The organism is Ensifer sp. VA4 (assembly GCF_055710065.1).
On record NZ_JBVQPO010000016.1, the window covers coordinates 92,094 to 109,313 of the forward strand.

At 61.2% G+C, this 17,220-nt stretch carries 13 protein-coding genes and 4 pseudogenes; 4 read left to right on the forward strand and 13 right to left on the reverse strand.

The genetic code is table 11. The features are described 5' to 3' along the window. Window positions 1–11: 11 nt before the first annotated feature. The 5 genes and pseudogenes from AC0C6X_RS26125 to AC0C6X_RS26145 form a co-directional block, all read right to left on the reverse strand. Window positions 12–395 (reverse strand): annotated as a pseudogene (locus tag AC0C6X_RS26125) (ATP-binding cassette domain-containing protein); the annotation flags it as partial. Between the two features lie 34 nt (window positions 396–429). Then, window positions 430–1,764 (reverse strand): ABC transporter substrate-binding protein, encoded by a 1,335-nt coding sequence (locus tag AC0C6X_RS26130; RefSeq protein ID WP_247960783.1) that lies wholly within the window; start codon window positions 1,762–1,764, stop codon window positions 430–432. A 94-nt stretch (window positions 1,765–1,858) separates the two neighbouring features. Next, a pseudogene (locus tag AC0C6X_RS26135) lies at window positions 1,859–1,999 on the reverse strand (branched-chain amino acid ABC transporter permease); the annotation flags it as partial. Window positions 2,000–2,059: 60 nt separating this feature from the next. Further along, window positions 2,060–3,164: pseudogene (gene sfnG / locus AC0C6X_RS26140) on the reverse strand (dimethylsulfone monooxygenase SfnG). Window positions 3,165–3,190: 26 nt separating this feature from the next. Further along, window positions 3,191–3,684 (reverse strand): annotated as a pseudogene (locus AC0C6X_RS26145) (NAD(P)H-dependent oxidoreductase); the annotation flags it as partial. A gap of 144 nt (window positions 3,685–3,828) precedes the next feature. Between AC0C6X_RS26145 and AC0C6X_RS26150 the strand changes: the two are divergent. From AC0C6X_RS26150 to fdxA, 3 genes are all read left to right on the forward strand, one after another. Further along, the gene (locus AC0C6X_RS26150) at window positions 3,829–4,434 is read left to right on the forward strand and encodes a transposase (protein ID WP_349508053.1); all 606 of its coding nucleotides are present in this window, start codon (window positions 3,829–3,831) and stop codon (window positions 4,432–4,434) included. A gap of 242 nt (window positions 4,435–4,676) precedes the next feature. Then, a complete protein-coding gene (locus tag AC0C6X_RS26155; protein ID WP_247960782.1) occupies window positions 4,677–6,011 on the forward strand; it encodes a TadE/TadG family type IV pilus assembly protein in 1,335 nt (444 codons plus the stop codon). Window positions 6,012–7,703: 1,692 nt separating this feature from the next. Then, complete coding sequence (gene fdxA / locus AC0C6X_RS26160; RefSeq protein ID WP_173519318.1) at window positions 7,704–8,042, forward strand: ferredoxin; 339 nt, start codon at window positions 7,704–7,706, stop codon at window positions 8,040–8,042. A gap of 126 nt (window positions 8,043–8,168) precedes the next feature. Here fdxA and AC0C6X_RS26165 read toward each other — a convergent pair whose 3' ends face one another. The 8 genes from AC0C6X_RS26165 to AC0C6X_RS26200 form a co-directional block, all read right to left on the reverse strand. After that, a complete protein-coding gene (locus AC0C6X_RS26165) occupies window positions 8,169–9,434 on the reverse strand; it encodes an amidohydrolase family protein (protein ID WP_173519319.1) in 1,266 nt (421 codons plus the stop codon). Between the two features lie 128 nt (window positions 9,435–9,562). After that, complete coding sequence (locus AC0C6X_RS26170) at window positions 9,563–10,486, reverse strand: LysR family transcriptional regulator (protein WP_472955975.1); 924 nt, start codon at window positions 10,484–10,486, stop codon at window positions 9,563–9,565. 43 nt (window positions 10,487–10,529) lie between these two features. After that, a complete protein-coding gene (locus AC0C6X_RS26175) occupies window positions 10,530–11,303 on the reverse strand; it encodes an enoyl-CoA hydratase-related protein (protein WP_173519321.1) in 774 nt (257 codons plus the stop codon). Next, window positions 11,300–12,457: a CaiB/BaiF CoA transferase family protein gene (locus AC0C6X_RS26180; RefSeq protein ID WP_173519322.1), complete on the reverse strand. Its 1,158-nt coding sequence runs from the start codon at window positions 12,455–12,457 to the stop codon at window positions 11,300–11,302. Before AC0C6X_RS26180 ends, AC0C6X_RS26175 begins: the two co-directional genes overlap by 4 nt. Beyond that, window positions 12,454–13,809: an FAD-dependent oxidoreductase gene (locus AC0C6X_RS26185; protein WP_247960779.1), complete on the reverse strand. Its 1,356-nt coding sequence runs from the start codon at window positions 13,807–13,809 to the stop codon at window positions 12,454–12,456. Before AC0C6X_RS26185 ends, AC0C6X_RS26180 begins: the two co-directional genes overlap by 4 nt. Before the next feature lie 114 nt (window positions 13,810–13,923). Continuing rightward, the gene (locus tag AC0C6X_RS26190; protein ID WP_376741718.1) at window positions 13,924–14,697 is read right to left on the reverse strand and encodes an ABC transporter permease; all 774 of its coding nucleotides are present in this window, start codon (window positions 14,695–14,697) and stop codon (window positions 13,924–13,926) included. Between the two features lie 62 nt (window positions 14,698–14,759). After that, window positions 14,760–15,563, reverse strand: a complete 804-nt coding sequence (locus AC0C6X_RS26195) for an ABC transporter ATP-binding protein (RefSeq protein ID WP_247960778.1) — start codon at window positions 15,561–15,563, stop codon at window positions 14,760–14,762. Window positions 15,564–15,567: 4 nt separating this feature from the next. Then, on the reverse strand, window positions 15,568–16,602 hold the full coding sequence (locus AC0C6X_RS26200) for an ABC transporter substrate-binding protein (RefSeq protein WP_173519326.1): 1,035 nt from the start codon (window positions 16,600–16,602) through the stop codon (window positions 15,568–15,570). 221 nt (window positions 16,603–16,823) lie between these two features. On the opposite strand from AC0C6X_RS26200, the gene AC0C6X_RS26205 reads away from it, so the two are divergent. Beyond that, window positions 16,824–17,220: aldehyde dehydrogenase family protein (locus AC0C6X_RS26205; RefSeq protein WP_472955978.1), on the forward strand; the 397-nt coding region annotated here is incomplete at its 3' end.

Consider the following 17,220-nt stretch of genomic DNA (forward strand, 5'->3'; position numbering starts at 1 on the left):
CTTTCGATGGGTTATGAATTGGCGGCGAGAGCCGAAGCACCCGACTTTTGCCCGAGGTAGAAGGCTTTCACCTCATCACGGGCCCTTAACTCGCGGGCATCGCCAGCAAGGACGCTGGCGCCGTTTTCGAGAATGACGGCCTGATCGGCATGGGTCAGCGCCACCGCCGAGTTCTGTTCGGCGACAAGAATGGAGAGCCCCTCCTCGCGGTTCAGCCGGCGCAGAGTGCGAAAAATGTCCTGGACGACGAGGGGGGCGAGCCCCATCGAAGGCTCGTCGAGAACAAGCAGGCGCGGCCGCGACATCAGTGCCCGGCCGATCGCGGTCATCTGCTGTTCGCCTCCAGACGTCAGGCCGGAGGCTACACGGCGTTTTTCCTTGAGGCGCGGAAACCAGGTGGGCCCCCTTAGCCATCCCGGCCCGACGCCATCAGTTGGTCGCGGCCTGCGCTTCTTCGACCGTTCTCAACTTGATGCCTTTTTCCGCGGCATAGGCTTCGGAGGATTTTTCGATGATCGGACGCAACAGCGCCCAGTCCGGAGCAATCCAGTCGGAAACGACATTCCACTTCTTGCCGTCCCATTGCTGGAAGGTGACGTAACCGTTGCCCTCGTGGTTGTCCCAGGTGACGTTGATCGAGTGGAACAGGTTCTTGGCGCCAAGCGCCTCGACCCGCGCCGGATCAAGCTGCAGGTGCTCGAAACCCCAACGCACCTCGTCGCCGGTCAGCGTCCGCTTCCCGAACTTTTCCTGGGCGATACGGATCGCCTCAACGTTCAAGATACCGTTGACGATGCCGAGATTGTGGTAAACCGAGCCGATGCGGTTTTTGTCTTCCAGGTTACCCTGGCCCTTGTCGTAAAGGGTCGAAACGATCTCTTTGACCACCGGATACTCGGTACCCGAAGCCTGGGTGGTGATCGCCGTATAGCCCTTGGCGGCCTCGCCGGCGGGAATGACATCTTCTTCCGAATTCGACCAGACATTGCCGATGATATGGTCGACCGGGAAGCCGGTCTTGGCCGCGGTCTTCAAAGCGACCGGGTTCATCACGCCCCAGCCGCGCAGCACGACGTAGTCAGCCTTGGCGCGGCGGATCGTCAGCCACTGTGATTGCTGCTCGTTGCCCGGATGGGGCACCTCGATCTGCTGAAGTTCGAAGCCGTACTTCTCGGCAAGCAGCTGATAGATCGGGATCGTCTCCTTGCCGTAGGGCGAGCCGTGATAGAGCACGACGATCTTCTTGCCCTTGAGATTTTCGAGCCCACCTTCCTTCGACGCGATGTAGTTCACGATGCCGGACGTCTCGCTGTAGGGGTTGAGAAGCAGGGGAAAGACGTAGGGGAAGACGCGGCCTTCGGTGCTATCGGTGCGTCCGTGGTTGATGGTGATCAAGGGCACCCTATCGGCCGTGATCCTGTCGATCATCGCATAGGCGATGCCGACCGAAAGCGGGTTCCATGCGGCAACATTCGGATTGCTCTTCAGCCTCTCGTAGGCCTCAACGCCACGTTCGACCTCATATTGGGTCTCGGCTTCCGACCAGGTGAGCTTGACGCCGTTAACGCCGCCGTCGCGGGTGTTGATCAGGTTCAAGTAGTCGATGAACCCGCCGAAGAAGCCGGTCCCGCCAGCCGCATAGGGACCGACCCGGTAGCTTTGCAGCGGGAAATACTGTTCGTCCGCATGCGCTGCCGGAAGTGAGATCGTGAGGGCGACGCCAGCGGCGAGGGCCGCGATCTTGAGTTTGCTGAGGATCGTCATTTTTGGACACACTCCGGGTGTTGGCCGGTGCCGTTGACCGGACCTGTTGGGTGAAAATGGATTTCTTGCTTTTGGGAGCGGACGCTCCGAGCCCTCAGTTCCGTGCGAAAACGGAACCGAGGCGTCTCACGCTTCTGTCCCAGAGGGCGACAAGCCCATCCGGTTCAAGAACGAGAAAGAGAATGATCAGGCCGCCGAGCACGATACGCTGGCTCATGTCGAGCGCACCGGAATCAAGATCCCGATCATTCCATTCAAGTTGCGGGTCGCGTTGAGACCCGCTGTTTTAATACGGCTATTCGGCCGCCACCGGCTGGACTGCTTCGCTCGCTTCGAGCTCGCGCACGAGCGGAATGACGTGCTTTCCGAAGTATTCGACCTCTTCCTGGAAATGCAGGAAACCGAGCAGGATGAGGTCCGCCCCTGCCCGCTTCAGGCCGACGATACGCTCGGCCACCTGCCGTGGGGTGCCGATCAGGTTGGACCGGAAGCCGTCATTGTATTGGACCAGGTCCTCGAAGGTGGATTTCGCCCAATTGCCTTCGCCTTCGGGCGAAGCCTTGCCGGCGTTCTTGACTTCATGACCAAAGGCATTGACAGCCTCCGGATTGGCCTTCTCGATAATTTCGGCAAGAATGGCCCTGGCCTCTTCTTCCGTCTCTCGCACAATCGCGAAAGCGTTGACGCCGACGCGGACCGAGTGGTTGTTCTCCTTGGCCTTCGCCCGGATATCATCCACCTGCCTGGCGATTTGGTCCGGCGTATTGCCGTTGGTGAAATACCAATCGGACACACGGGCCGCCATGTCGCGTGCAGCGCGCGAGGAACCGCCCTGGAAGATTTCCGGCTGCGGATCGAGTGGCTTGGGTTTCAGCGAGTAATTGTTGAAACGGTAGAAGTCTCCTCGGAAGGTAAAGTTGTCCTCTGTCCAAATGCCCCGCAACGCGCGAATGAACTCTTCGGAACGGCGGTACCTCTCGTCATGATCGAGCCAATGCTCGCCGATCGCCGCGAACTCGCCCCGGAACCAGCCGCTGACGACGTTGACCGCGACGCGCCCGTTTGTGAGGTGGTTGATTGTAGCAATCTGTTTGGCCGCTAGTGCCGGGTTCCATGGTCCCGGCAGGATTGCCGCAATGACCTTCAGCTTCGTCGTCGCCTCCAGAAGTGCATGACTGAAGGAAACTGATTCATGTTGGAACTCGGCGCCATATCCAGCCCGTAAATCGGATCTGGCTGAGCGCATAGTCGAAACCGCTTGCCTCGGCGATCTGCGCCAGTTTGCGGTTATAGTCGATTGTCCAGCTGGTGCGCTGTTCGATGTTGGAGATCACCAACCCGCCCGAGACGTTCGGGACCCAATAGGCGAATTTTACCGGTTCTCTTGTTGAGTTCGACATTTCAAAAACTCCCTCTTCAGATTTATTCAGGCGTTGGCGGCAACCAAGGCTGGTCGGATTTCAGCGGTATGGTCTGCGCCGATCTGCTGGCCCGCGGGAAGCACGCGCGCCAGGTCGGCGATGGCACGATCCACGCGTTCAAGCAGGGCGGTGTTGGTAAGACGGTAATCGGTGAAATCGGCTTCGACCGCATAGATCGAGGTCGGCAGCGTGAGTGCGTTGAAAAACCGAAAAGTGGCCGCAACTGATGTTCTATCATCAGCCCATGGAGTGGAGTGCCGCCGGTTGCAGCGAGGATGACGGGCGTTCCGGCAAGGGCTCGGTAATCAACCAGGTCGAAGAGATGCTTCAGTGCGCCCGTATAGGAAGCGCGGTAGACAGGAGATCCTATGACAAGAAGGTCCGCAGCTTCGACTGCATCGATGATGTCTCGTCCCTCATTGTCGAGCTGGTCGGCTCTCAAGACGCGAAAGAGAACGGGCGCTACATGTGCGAGCTCAATCACACGCTTTGTGCCCCCCAATTGTCTCTGGGTACGATGGTTTCATTCGAACTAAGGTCGAGTTGAGGTCTTCACAACCAGAAACGTTCGAGTGAGCGTCCGCTTCCGCCGTTCAAAGCCTTAAAAGCTGTCAGTCCGCTCTCGGCCCCGAACGCGACGTGTATGCGGCCAACTCGTCCCTCTTCCGGTAGAAATGATCTTTTTCGCGACCGTCTGGACGCGATCATCAACCCGCGCCACGCGCTGGTGCGATTGTCTGGCGTGATCCCATGGGCACGATTTGACGAGGCGTTCGGAGGGTTCTATCGGCCGGTCGAACGCCCCGCCAAGCCGACGCGGCTGATGGTCGGGCTGCATTACCTGAAGCATGTCCACGACTTGTCTGACGAGGAGACGGTCGAGCGCTGGGTGGAGAATCCGTATTGGCAGTTCTTGGCGGCGCTCGCCGCAAAGCACGTGCCGAGGCAACGTGTCCGGCGTCCGGTGGCGGAAGATCGACTTCCGCGCTTAGGAAGTGTCGGTCCTCTCCTCGTCCACCTGCGCGATCGTCTGCAGGCCGGCGGCATCTGGGTCGATGGCAGCCGGGCATGGCGAAGTTTCAAGGTTATCGGATTATCTGTTGCAATACGCGACCTTCGCCCTGCTGCGCGCGGAAGGAAAGCTGGGGCTTGCCATCCCGGACAGCTCGCGACCTGGCGGGCCGAACGCACTGCAACGGCTGACGCCAAACTGGCTCTGAACGCATGGCCGAAACTCGCGCGGTGTTAACCATCCATCAAATGATGCTGATGGTTCCCCATTAGCGTTGTTTCGCGGGAATCCAACGCTATGCCCTCCTTTAACGACTTCTTAGTCCCCATAACATTATCTATACCTAATGTACGGATTGGGGCGGCAGGGAAGGTACTCCAACTGGCCGCACTCGCTCCAACTCAGTGCAATTGATGACGCCTTTTTGCTTTGGGGGTCACGTGTGGCCGCCGTGATCTGTTCAGGGGCAACGAAGCAAGATGCTAAGCGATCTGAAGAACACGTTTATCCGCATCCTTAAGGACGAAAACGGCAACTTTGCCGTCATGACAGCTCTGGCGATGGTCCCCTTGTTTACGGCTGCTTCCATCGCCATCAATCTCGCCCGCATCAATCTCGAAGCCGCCAAGATGCAAGACGCGCTCGATGCGGCCGCCTTCTCCGCGGTCAAGTCCTATGGAGAAGGGGAAGATGAAGCCCAGGCGAAAGACCTGGCGAACAACACCTTCCTTGCCAATTTTGGCATCCCGGAGTTCGTCGACGAACTCGACGGGGGGAGTTCGCCGCCGGTGGCGTCGCAGGCCATAAAGGTCGCTTTCGGCACAGCCGGCGTGGAGAGCACGGCAACGGCGACCTATGAGCTTAAATACGATCCGCTCTTCTGGGGCCTTCAACCCTATACGATCGACCGCGCAAGCGTCGCGGCGCGCATGCCGGGAAGGGAAGCGTGCATGCTGGCGCTTAGCTCGACCGCAGCCCGGGCGTTCGAAGTGAGCGGCAGTGCCAGCGTCAATACGTCCGGCTGCACCATCACGTCGAATTCGAGCGATGCCCAGTCGATCTATCTCAGTGGTTCGGCCAGCTTGAAGGCCGAGTGTCTTTATGCCACCGGCAAGGTATCGGCAACGCTGGCCCATCTCGAGCTCGCCTGCGGCAAGGCGGTGGAGGATGTTCCACCGATCCTGGACCCGTTCCGGTTCAGGAAAATGCCGACGACGGGGAGCTGGGTGAACCTCGCCGGATGCGGACAGAACTTCGTGGCCGGCGGTGGCGGCAATGGCGACTGCAATGGCACCAGCAAAACGCCGAACAACGCACCCGTCGGCTACACCGTCGAATTGAAGCCGGGCACCTATGGCGGTCTGGAGATCAAGGGCAAGGTCCTCTTGCGGCCGGGCTCCTACATCATCGACGGTGGTGTCCTGAAACTTGCCAGCCAGTCGGTGCTCACGGGTGAGGGGGTCACGTTCTTCCTGATGAACGGCGCCCAACTCGACATTCACGGCGGCTCGACCTTCAACATCACACCATCCCTGACGGGGGACTGGGCGGGTTTCGCGATCGTCGCCGCCCGGAACAATACGGCGACCGCGACGATCAACGGCAACAGCGCCTCGTCGCTTGCGGGCATCATCTACATGCCGGCATCACGCGAGATCCAGTATGCCGGCAGTGGCTCCACCGGCGGCGAATGTGTGCGCATCGTCGCGCAGGAGATCACCATGATCGGCAACAGCAGCTTCAAGCTGGATTGCAAGGCGACGCTCGCGAACAACACCATTAACAACCCCGGTGCAATTCGTCTGGTCAGATAACAAAAATCAATCAGGGCGCCGGATGAAGATCATTCGATTTGGAACGGCCGTCGCACTGGCGGCCTTGTTGGTGTCGATTGTAGCCCAAGTCGTGAGCGAGGCGATCTGAGGTCGAAAAAGGCCCCAGTATCCCACGAGGATGATCTGGAGCCTTCTGTCTGAGCGTTCGAATTCGCAGACGCCGCAAATTAGCCGGCAACCTGTTACGAACGCAATCCGGGTAGATGACTAGTCCCGCGGATTCGCGCGCCAATATCGTGCAAGCTGCGGGTCGTGCTCTAGGTGCTCCCGCCAGGCCGCCTCAGGCACCTGACCAGAACGATAAGCCTCAATAAGCAAACGCTGATCGTCATTCAACTCGGGCTCGTCCTCTCGGCGAGGCGGTGCTCGGATTGTTCCAGTGGCACCATGCCATGGACATTTGAAACCTCTATTGGCCGATCTCGTCATAAAACGCATAGAGGTCAATGATGTTTCAGAGTCGACTGCGCCAACATGGCGTCGATGCGTGTTGGAGAGGTCGAGCCCGAAACCGTCCTTACCGTGCAGGAACGGACGTAGCCGCCCTTGCCGGCCCGGTTCACACCGAAGAAGTTCCGCTGCAATGAGTGGATGCGTCGTAACAAGGCTCGTCACCATAGCGGCCAATCTGACCACAGCAACTCTTTCTGTCCCGTTGCGCGCGAGGCGACAAGCATTCCTTCATCTGACGGCGATATACTCTCTCCTCTCCGTAGGGGTTCGCGCCTCCGGTACCAGCAGATGACCGACGGCGCGGCTGTTGGGCCCCTTGCCCACCCGCGCGAGGGGTCTTTCCCTAGGCCGCGCCTCCTGCATGGCCGAAACTGTGAGTCGGCCGCCTTCAAACGGGTGGGCCATAAAGTTAACTGGGCAGGACCCATGGTTAACCGACCTGTTCGAGAGCGCTGAGCAGATCGCGCGCGTCTGTGGGCTTACCAACATTGGGAGCCCCCCGCCAGGACGTATCCGCCGACCTCCGCGGGTGTCTTATACGCACTGGCTATGACAAAGGGTACATATTGCTTGCCCGAAGTGCCTCTGCCAACCGGGGTCACTATACCGTCCTTCAGTGTCACGTCGAGAATAGTGACAGATGGCAGTTGTTCTTCCAACAGCGCCAGCGCTTCGTCCACCGTTACCGCTGGGCCGATGACAATCCAGCCCCGTCGCTCCGACGGCTTCGGCGTACGCTTAGCCGTCACCTTCCTGTTTCCGAAGAAATAGGAGCCGGCATAAATCCGGTCGCTTTAAGCTCGTACCGGCGAAGACCAGCCGTTCAAGCGCCATTCTGCTCGGCGGCGGAGACGCACGTTATTGGCCTGCAAGGCGGCGCCGGCAAATCCGCCTCGCCTTGGACCAAACCGGCCTGCTGAAAAAAGACAGGGCGCTCAACCCGTTGCGGGGAGCGCCCTGTCCGACCCGGACGACCGTCGCGGCAGCCAAGCTGCTCGGCAAAGCGGCATCGAAACGGGTGATGGCCGACAGATGATATTTCACCATCCAGATTTCAAGATTCGTTGACGCGCTCGAGTTCGAAGAAATAGACCCGCAAGATCGAAAAAGCATTGGACGTTGCCTTTTTGGCAATCGACCTTGCGAATATCTGTGCTTCTTCGGCAAGGGAAACTCTGAATAATTGGCCGTGCAAGCAACCCTCCAGAGATCCGCAAGATGGCCTATGTCATTACCGAACCCTGCATCGACGTGAAGGATGGCGAATGTACCGCCGCCTGCCCTGTGGACTGCATCTACGAGGGTGGGCGCACCTTCTACATCCACCCGGACGAGTGCATCAATTGCGGCCTCTGTCTCTCGATCTGTCCCGTCGATGCCATCGTCTGGGATCAGGAGATATCGCACGGACAACGCCATTTCATCGCTGTGAACAAGGAGTTCTTCGGATCCGACGTCACCGGGCTGGGCTCGCCAGGCGGCTGGAGCAAGGAGTGCTCCACGGAGCTGGACCATCCGTTCGTTGCGGCCTTCGAGAAGGCGGCAGTGATCGCGTAGCAGGTGCTGATCTGCGAAGGGCAGCTCGCGTTCGGCCAACTCCGAACCGATCGCCAAACTGAGAGACCGAACCTTCAAGTGGCGGCTCGCATGCGACGGATACGTCGACTTGCTTGCTGCCCTCACTCACCAGTCGGAATAATAGGCCCGTGTCGCGGCGGCCAGTTTGGTCACGCGCCCGCGCTCGGCGGTCAGCCGCGAAAGGTCCGCACGCGCCTGCTGCAGCAGTTCGGCCCGGGCAGCCTCGAAATCAACCCGGGTCAGCCGCCCATCGCACATGACCTCCTGTCCCGCTACATAAAGCGCCTTCGCATGCGCGGCGGTCATCCGGGTGAGCAGAACCTCCGCTTCATCCAGATCGTCAATCAAGCTGTCGGCAATCAGCGCAGCGTAATCCACGAGCACCAAGTCTTCGTTCGCCGGCGCGTTCACAACCTTGGCACCGACATGGATCGCGGCATCGAAAACGCGTCCTGCCGTAAAGGTCCGCGACAAGCCGCGGCCGCCATGGAGCAGATGGGCGAGCCGCAATTCGCGCCAGAGATCCTGGTCGTCGTCAAATCCTGTCCCGTCGAGACCGAAAGCGAAGAGAGGACCGTTTGCCGGCATGGCGGCGACCGGTGCCACGCCTGAACGCAGCCGCAAGTTCGCCGACGGGTTCGACACGAGCTGCACGCCCCTTGCTGCCAGCAGCTCCAGCTCATCCGGCCGCAGTTGGACGCCATGGGCAACGGCGAGGCGGGGCGAGAGGAAGCCGATCTCGTCGAGAAACCGGACGACCCCTTGCGGAAAGCGCCGATCCAGCCACTGCCTCTGCCTCGGGCTTTCGAGGAGATGCATGTGAATGCGCCGGTCCGTTGCCTGAGAGGCCTCGGCGATCGCTTCGAGCAGTACATTGGAGCACCATTGCGGCCCGATCGGCCCATACTGGACATCGATCAATGGGCTGGTATTGGCTGCAGCGACGGCGTCGGCCGCCGTAATCTGCACCGAGGGTGGCGCATATCTGGGTATCGAGACACTCAGTTCGTCCCAGTCTGCCGGAGCGAGGTACGGTCGCAATCGCTCAGGCCCGCCGTCATAGGCCCACGGATCATGGTCGAGAAGCGGACAGGAAATCGCAAGCCTTATGCCCACGTCGCGCGCCGCACGCATCACGGCGCCAGCCTCGTCGACGAGGCGGTCGACATTGAGAGAATTGTGGCAATGCATGGTGGCGCCGACGCCCCTTTGCGCCAGTCTTGAGAAGGCCACCAGCGCTTCCAGATAGGGCTCGGTTCGCGGTCGAAGCCGAAGTCCCGGGATCCACACTTCCAGGGCATCGTCCGCGTTGCCAAAATCGAGCGTGCGGATGCCATAACCATGGTCATGGGCGTTGACGGGCGGCGGCATAAGCAGAGCACCGGCCGGGATCGTCGTCCATGAGGCGCCCCCAGGCAAATGATCCAACAGATTTTGCGTGCGCCCTGCGGCCTCGTGGCCCGGTCGCAAGAGAAGTCGCCCGGGAACGGATGCTGTATTCACGGATGGATCGACTCCATGATCTGGTCGCTGAACCTCTGCAGTTCCGCGCCAACGAATTCGATGACGGCCTCAGCCGCGTGCGTGCGCTGCCGGCGTCGCTGCACCAGAATCCCGACATGCAGGTTCTGAAGGCGCGAGCCGGAAAGCGGTATGGCGACGAGATCGCCCGATCTGATCTCGGCGAGGAAACCGATCGGCGTGAAGAAAGCCACGCCCTGACCGGACAGGATGAAAGGTTTGAGCATCATCTGGCTGTTCGAGAGCACAAAGGGCCGGCCAGTCCGTTCGAAGACCGAAAGCTCGATCTCGATCAGCGAGCGGATCGGTTGTGTATCCAGTTGCAGAAGAAGGTCGTATTGGGCGCACTCGGCGAGCGACACCTCCCGCAGCTTGGCCAGCGGGTGGTCCCGTCCGACGAAGGCCATCAGCGGCATCGGCACGCGAAAGAGCATCTCGGTATCATCAGGCCGGGCCAGATCGAAGGTCAGACCCATGTCGACATCGCCTTCGGCGACCAGGCTGCTGATGTTGCCGTGACCGGCGGTGTGGATGTGAAAACTCACGCCGGGATGGATGCGGTGGAACGCGTTGACCATGTCCGGCAGGAACTGGATGGCCAGGCTGTCGAGACAGGACATCTGCACGCGACCGGTCTTCTTCCCCTGCAGGGCGCCGAGGTCGCTGCGCAGCAGTTCGAAATTCTCGAGCGTCACCCGGGCGTGGCGCAGCACGTTTTCCCCCGCGACGGTCAACCTCAGGCCGTTCGAGAGCCGCTCGAAAAGCGCGATCCCGAGCTCTTCCTCCAGTTTCTTGATCTGCCGGCTGACCGCCGAGGATGCGACGTGAAGCTCCTCGGAGGCCTTGCGGATGGACCCGGACCGCGCGACCGAGACGAAGTATTTCAGGATACTGGCGTGCATTCGATTGGACCCCTCCTCCCCTAGGCCCCGACCTATAACACGCTCACCGTCCCCTCCAAACGGGCGCACGCTTCTCCTGAAAGGCGCGGACGCCTTCCAGGGCATCCTCGCTGTTCAGCGCTCTCACGAGCGCAGGCGTACGCAATCCCTGGGCCTCCGCCGGAGACAGATGCCCAGTGCGATTGACCGTCTGCTTGATGGCGCGCAGCGAGAGCGGCGCACAGGCGACGATTTCCTTCACCCAGCGGGAGACGGCAGAATCGAGCTCGCCCGGTTCGGCAAGTTCGTTGACAATACCGAAGGCGTGCATCTCGGCTGCGGAGAACCGCCGACCGGTCAACAGCACACCCATGGCAAGGTTGTGCGGGATCCTGCGCTGGAGAAGCACCATACCGCCATCGAGCGGCAGGCGCCCGACGCGAGCCTCGGGGAGGCCGAAGGCCGCCTCCGTCGAAGCTATGACGATATCGCAGCCGAGAACCATCTCGAACCCACCACCGAGCGCATAGCCATTGACCCTCGCGATGACGGGAACATCCAGAGAGCGGCGAAAGGCCAGTCCTCCAAAGCCGTTCGGCCGGCTTTCGGTCCAGTAATCAAGGCCGGTCTTTTCAGCCCCCTTCAGATCCGCCCCGGCGCAGAACGCCCGTTGGCCGGCGCCCGTCAAGACGACGCAACTGATGTCGTCGCGCGCTTCGATCTCTTCCCAGACCGCCTCCAGTTCGCGTTCGGTAGCCACGTCCACGGCGTTCATCCGCTCCGGACGGTTGAGGGTGACGCTCGCGACGCGATCCTCTACGACGAAGGTGACGCTCATGCCGCATCTCCCTGACGAACCGAAAGCCCCGCGAGGATCTCGTCATTGTGCTCGCCGAGCTTCGGCGGCGCGATGCGAACCGTCACGGTCGCCGCCGACATGTCGATAGGCGAACCAACCAGCCGGATCGGACCGGCCTTCGTCTCTCCCGCGTCCAGGATCATGCCGTTGATCGTCGTCTGTTCGTCGTCGAGTGCTTCGGAAAGCGAGCGTACCGGTGCGCAGAGAATATCCACCTGTTCCAAGCGGCCGAGCCAATGGGCGCTGCTGTTCTTTGCGAACGCCTCGCGGAAGATTTGCTGCAATTCCGGGCGGCGCTGCATCTGCGCGTCGAAGTCGGCAAATTGCGGTTGGGGGGACAGGTCCTCGATCTCGAGCGCAGTGCAGATGTCGCGCAGCGGGTTCTGCTTGAAAGCCCCGACCATGACGATGGCGCCGTCGGTGGTTTCGAACACGCCCGTCAGCGGGAAAGCGCCCCAGTTCAGGTCTTTCTCCCGCATCATATGTGTCGTGCCCTCCTGCATCTGCATCGCGAGCATCGAGCTGTAGAGACTGACCGCCACCTGCTGGCCGTGCCCGGTCTTCTCGCGATGCAGCAATGCCAGCAGAATGCCCTGCACCAGGTGCATGCCGGCCGAGTAGTCGGCAAGCGGCGTCGCATAGATCGACAGCGGATGGCTGGCATCGGACTTGCGCCGCATGACGCCGGAAAGCGCCTGCGCCAGGATGTCCTGCCCGCCCTTGTGCCGGTAGGGACCCTCAAGGCCGAAGCCTGTGCCGACAGCGTAGATCAGCCGTGGGTTTGTCCGCTTCAGCTCATCATAGCCGAAGCCCATGCGCTCCATGACGTCAGGACGGAAATTGTTGACGACCACGTCGGCCGTGTCGATCAACGCGCGGACGGCGGCTCGCGCCTCCTCCTGCTTGAGGTCGAGCGCCAGACTCTTCTTGTTGCGGTTGAGCGACGAGAACACCGGATTGTTGAGGCCATCCGGATCCGAGCCCAGCGACCAGCGCGAGAGGTCGCCTATCTTGGCCTTTTCGACCTTGATGACCTCGGCGCCGTAGTCGGCCAGCATCTGCGTGCAGCACGGGCCAAGCATGACCTGGGTGAAGTCGACGACGCGGATACCGTCGAGAGGAAGAGACGTCATTCTGCGGCCTCCAAATAGGTTGCATTTTCGGATGGTACGTCGCCGGGATCGGCGCCCTGCGCCCGCAGCTGCTTCTGGATCGCCTTGACATCGGCGTCTCGCACCTTGACGCCGGCATTGAGCGCGACGGTGGCGGCAACACCGGCCGCCTCGCCCATCGCCATGCATGGCGGGATCTCGCGGCTCGACTTCTGCGCCTGGATGGTCGCGGAATAATGCCGGCCTGCGACGATCAACTGATCGACCTCCTTGGGCAGCATGGCCCTATAGGGCGTGTAGTAGTCGCGGCCACGGCACACCGTGTCGGTGAAGTGCTGGCGGTTCATCACGTCGTCCTTCGTGACGACATATTCGCCCTGGAGCAGTCGCGACTGGCGCACGCCCGTCTGCGGCGCAAAGTCGATCACATGGGCATTTTCGAAGCCCGGCAGGTTGGCGCGGGCGAAGTCGAGCAGGCGGGCAATGCGGCCACGGCCCTCGAGTTCCGCATAGGTTAAGTCTTCGACACGGAGGCCGGAGAGCTTCGGCATGTGCGGGCAGTTGAGCCAGATGACGCCCGGCAGCGGGGTCTTCAACCACCAGAACGACCAGCAGCCACCGATCAGGCGCTTGGCCTCGTGATCGATTGCCTTGAACTTTTCGGGTTCCTCGAATTCAAAGCGCTCGGCGGCTTCAGTGTCGATGCCGCCCCAGCGAGAAACCGTCGTCAGAATGAAATTGCCGTCCGTATGCTGGGCGCCGGCATCGGCCGCAACGTCGAGGTCGCCCGAGGCGTCGATGACGACGTCGCCCATGATGGCCTCGCGGCCGGATTTCGTCTGGCAAACCACACCCTTGATCGTGCCGTTCTCGACGATCGCCGAGGAGAACCAGCTGTGCGTCCTGAGCTTCACGCCGGATTCGCGAAGGATGTCGTAGGAGACGCGCTTGAAAGCGTCCGGATCAAAGGCCGCAGCATAGCAGATCGGATGCGGTGCAGACGGCGTGTGGAAGTCGAACAGGCCCCAGCGCGCCCAACGACGCCAGGCTTCCGGCGTGTCGCGAATGTCGAGCTGGCGGTCGCCGTCCGTCGGCGTGACGCAGAGACCGAGCGTCTTCATCCGCTCGATCATTTCCATGCAGATGCCGCGCACGGTGATCTCGACGCCGTTGACCATGTCGTCGAGCACCAGAACCATGCCGCCTGCGGCAAGCCCGCCGACATAGGGATAGCGTTCGAGCAACGTGACGCTGGCCCCGGTGCGGGCTGCCGAAACCGCGGCGGAGATCCCGGCCGGTCCGCCGCCGACGACGACCACGTCCGAGCGGTCGACGATCCGGGCATTGCGCAGGCGTTCTCTGATGGTTTCCATAATCGTTTCCTCCATAGGGAAAGTGTCCGGCGAAATGTGAGGGAGCTCACAGCCAGTGACTTCGTCGGTTGACCGGACCCGGATATCCAGGTCCGGCAGCAAAGGCGTTTGGGATCAGTGGTCCGTCGTCGGTTTCCAGCGGACGATCTTCGATTCCGCGTAGGAGACGGCGAAGAAGAGAACCACGGCAAGCGAGGCCGCAATCACCACCGTCGCATAGAGCAGCGGCGAGCGGAAATTGTAGGTCGCCTCGATGATGAGCGCACCGAGACCGTAGCTGGAGCCGATCCATTCGGCGACGATTGCGCCCATCACGCTGCTGGTTGCCGCAATCTTGAGCGCGGCGAACAGGAAAGGCAGCGAGCCCGGCAGGCGAACCTTCCAGAAGATCTCGGAATTGCTGGCAGACAGAATCCGCATCAGATCGAGCATTGCGGGGCTCGCCGACTTCAGTCCCTGCACCATGTTGACCAGCGTCGGGAAGAAGCAGATCAGGCCGGCGATGATGATCTTCGGCGCGATGCCGTTACCGACGAGGAGCACCAGGATCGGCGCAAGCGCGATGATCGGGATCGACTTGATGATGACGGCGATCGGATAGAAGGCTCGCTCCGCGAGCGGGCTATACACGAACCAGACCGCCAGAAGGACGGCAATGACATTGCCGAAGATGAAGCCGAGAACGGCTTCCATGAGCGTCGGCCAGAAGTTCGTCCACAAGACGCCGGCATTTTCGCCAAAAGCCTTGATAACGTCGACCGGCCCCGGCGCCATAAATGTCGGTACGGAAAAGCCCCAGACAACCAGTTGCCACAAGAGGATGCAGCCAAGGATCGCGAGTGTTGCCGGTAGATGCCGCAGGACCGCGCCGGCAGCCGTATCGAGCATTCGGAAGCGGTTGCCGTCGGTCAAGGCGCGGCCTTCCGCCTGTGAAGGAAGGGCATTCGCCATCAGCATTCTCCCAAAAGTTTGCGCAGGTGGGCGGTCACCTGGATGAACTCGACCGTGTCGCGCATCGCCAGGGATCGCGGATAGGGCAAGTCGACCCTCATGAACTCTTTGACGCGGCCGGGATGGGCGGCGAGCATCAGCACGTGTTGACCGAGAAAGACCGCCTCGGGGATCGAATGGGTGACGAAGAGGATCGTCGTCCCGGTTTCCTGCCACAGGCGCAGCAGTTCTTCGTTCAGCTTGTCGCGCGTGATCTCGTCGAGCGCGCCGAAGGGCTCGTCCATCAGCAGGATGCGGGGGCGGGTCACCAGCGCCCGGGCGATCGCCACGCGCTGACGCTGGCCGCCCGACAATTCGTGCGGCATCGACTTCTCGCGTCCCTTGAGCCCCACGAGCGCCAGAAGCTCTTCCGGATCGGCATATGTCGCGCCCGCCTCGCGTTTCCCCACCAGCAGGGGGAGACGCACGTTGTCGATCACATTGCGCCACGGCAGCAGCGTCGCTTCCTGGAAGACGAAGGCGAAGTCGCGTCCCTCGCGCGCCTTGCGTGGCGTCTGGCCATGCACCGACACCGAACCGTCGGTGATGTGGACGAGATCCGCGACAGTTCGCAACAAGGTGGACTTACCGCAGCCGGACGGACCAAGCATGGTCACAAGCGATCCGGCCGGGATCTCGACCGAAACGTCGGAGAGCGCGGTGAAGCCGGAATCATCTGCGCCGAAGCGAATATGAAGGTTCTTCACCGACACTGCGGAGTTACCGACCGAATCCTGGCCGGATCTATTCAGCGTTTCCAGCATTGACTTATCCTACGCTCTTGCGGACGTCGGCTGTCGCATCCAGGATCGCCATCGTGTAGACGTCGTTCGCATTCGGGACGAAGCCGGTGAACTGGCCGAGGTCCGCATAGGTCTTGATCTGCTCTTCCCAGTTTGCCCGGTCCATGCCACCCCAGCCCTCGGTCGCTGTGGTTTCGTTGAATACGAACTTCATCAGCGGCCCGATCGCTTCGAGTTCGCTCGCCTTGTCTAGGTTCGGATAGGATTCGAGCAGGATATCGACGGCCTCTTCGTGATGATCGCGCGCATAGCCCCATCCGCGAGCCGAGCCGGATACGAACGCCGCAAGCTGGTCCGCGTGATTTTGCAACTGGTCGTCGGTGGTATAGTAGACGTTGGCATAAAGGCGGATGCCGCCATCCCAGAGGGTCAGATCAACCCGGTCGTCGCCCAGCACCTTCAGGGCGTTGACGTTCGTCAGCCAGCCACAGACCGCATCGGCCTGGCCGGTTACGAGCTGGTTCATGTCCGAGCCCATGTTGACGATCTTGACCTGGTCTTCCGATATCCCGTTCTTGGCAAGAAGCGCCCGCAGCAGAATGACCGAAGTCGGGATCGCGGCGATCGTCTTACCGATCATGTCCTGCGGCTTGGCGATCGGGTTTGCCTTGCGGGAGAAATAGGCGAAGGGATGTTTCTGGTAGCCGGCCGCGAATGCCTTGATCGGCGCGCCGGCCGAACGGGCGAGCATCACCGACGGGCTGGATGAGATCTGACCGATGGTCGACTGGCCGACGGCAACGCCCGCCACGCCATCGACATTCGGTCCGCCAGGCACGATTTCGAGCTCGATGCCCTTCTCGGCGTAATAGCCCTTCTTGCGGGCAACGAGTTCTCCGAGAAGCCCGTTGGAAGGCAGCCAACCGAGCTGCATCCGAATCGTCGTGGAATCGCCAGCCAGGCCGGGCGAAACATTGATAAGGCTATGGGTCGCAGCGATCGCGCCCACGGCGGCTGCATTCGAAAGGAAACCTCGGCGGTTCATCATAAAACGAGACATATCGTTCCCCTTGCTTGTTATGGGATCGATGATGATGGAATTTGGCATCTCATAAAGCACAATTTTTAGCGGTTCGCGTTGCCGATATGGCAACACCCACGAGGCGTGCCGGGGTTTGCCGTTTTGGCAATGGTGAGGTCTAAAGATTGTTCTTTGTGCGAGCTCGACCGCGTCCGATAAGCGAAGACATAGTCAAAGTCTGAGCGCCGCGGAGGATAGATATGGTGCAGAAAAACCTGATCGATGGGGAGTGGATCGCCGGTAGCGAAGCGTTCCGCAGCATCAACCCGTCGAACACCAATGACGTGGTGGGCGAATATGCCCGCGCCTCGGCTGACGATGCGCGAGCTGCTATCGCGGCGGCCAAGGCGGCGTTTCCCGCCTGGTCGCGCTCCGGCATCCTCGAGCGCCATGCGATCCTGAGGAAGACCGCCGACGAGATCCTCGCCCGCAAGGACGAGCTCGGAAAGCTTCTATCGCGCGAGGAAGGCAAGACGCTGGTCGAAGGCATCGGCGAGACCGTGCGCGCCGGCCAGATCTTCGACTTCTTCGCCGGCGAGTGCCTGCGCCTGGCCGGCGAAGTCCTGCCGTCCGCCCGGCCCAATATCGGCGTCGAGA

Excerpts from the sequence above, each read along its gene's own strand:
- AC0C6X_RS26200 (WP_173519326.1), bottom strand. The coding sequence starts at position 16,602 with ATGTCTCGTTTTATGATGAACCGCCGAGGTTTCCTTTCGAATGCAGCC.
- AC0C6X_RS26170 (WP_472955975.1), bottom strand. The coding sequence starts at position 10,486 with ATGCACGCCAGTATCCTGAAATACTTCGTCTCGGTCGCGCGGTCCGGG.
- AC0C6X_RS26180 (WP_173519322.1), bottom strand. The coding sequence starts at position 12,457 with ATGACGTCTCTTCCTCTCGACGGTATCCGCGTCGTCGACTTCACCCAG.
- AC0C6X_RS26185 (WP_247960779.1), bottom strand. The coding sequence starts at position 13,809 with ATGGAAACCATCAGAGAACGCCTGCGCAATGCCCGGATCGTCGACCGC.
- AC0C6X_RS26175 (WP_173519321.1), bottom strand. The coding sequence starts at position 11,303 with ATGAGCGTCACCTTCGTCGTAGAGGATCGCGTCGCGAGCGTCACCCTC.
- AC0C6X_RS26195 (WP_247960778.1), bottom strand. The coding sequence starts at position 15,563 with ATGCTGGAAACGCTGAATAGATCCGGCCAGGATTCGGTCGGTAACTCC.
- AC0C6X_RS26190 (WP_376741718.1), bottom strand. The coding sequence starts at position 14,697 with ATGCTCGATACGGCTGCCGGCGCGGTCCTGCGGCATCTACCGGCAACA.
- fdxA (WP_173519318.1), top strand. The coding sequence starts at position 7,704 with ATGGCCTATGTCATTACCGAACCCTGCATCGACGTGAAGGATGGCGAA.
- AC0C6X_RS26165 (WP_173519319.1), bottom strand. The coding sequence starts at position 9,434 with ATGCCGCCGCCCGTCAACGCCCATGACCATGGTTATGGCATCCGCACG.
- AC0C6X_RS26150 (WP_349508053.1), top strand. The coding sequence starts at position 3,829 with ATGCGGCCAACTCGTCCCTCTTCCGGTAGAAATGATCTTTTTCGCGAC.
- AC0C6X_RS26155 (WP_247960782.1), top strand. The coding sequence starts at position 4,677 with ATGCTAAGCGATCTGAAGAACACGTTTATCCGCATCCTTAAGGACGAA.
- AC0C6X_RS26130 (WP_247960783.1), bottom strand. The coding sequence starts at position 1,764 with ATGACGATCCTCAGCAAACTCAAGATCGCGGCCCTCGCCGCTGGCGTC.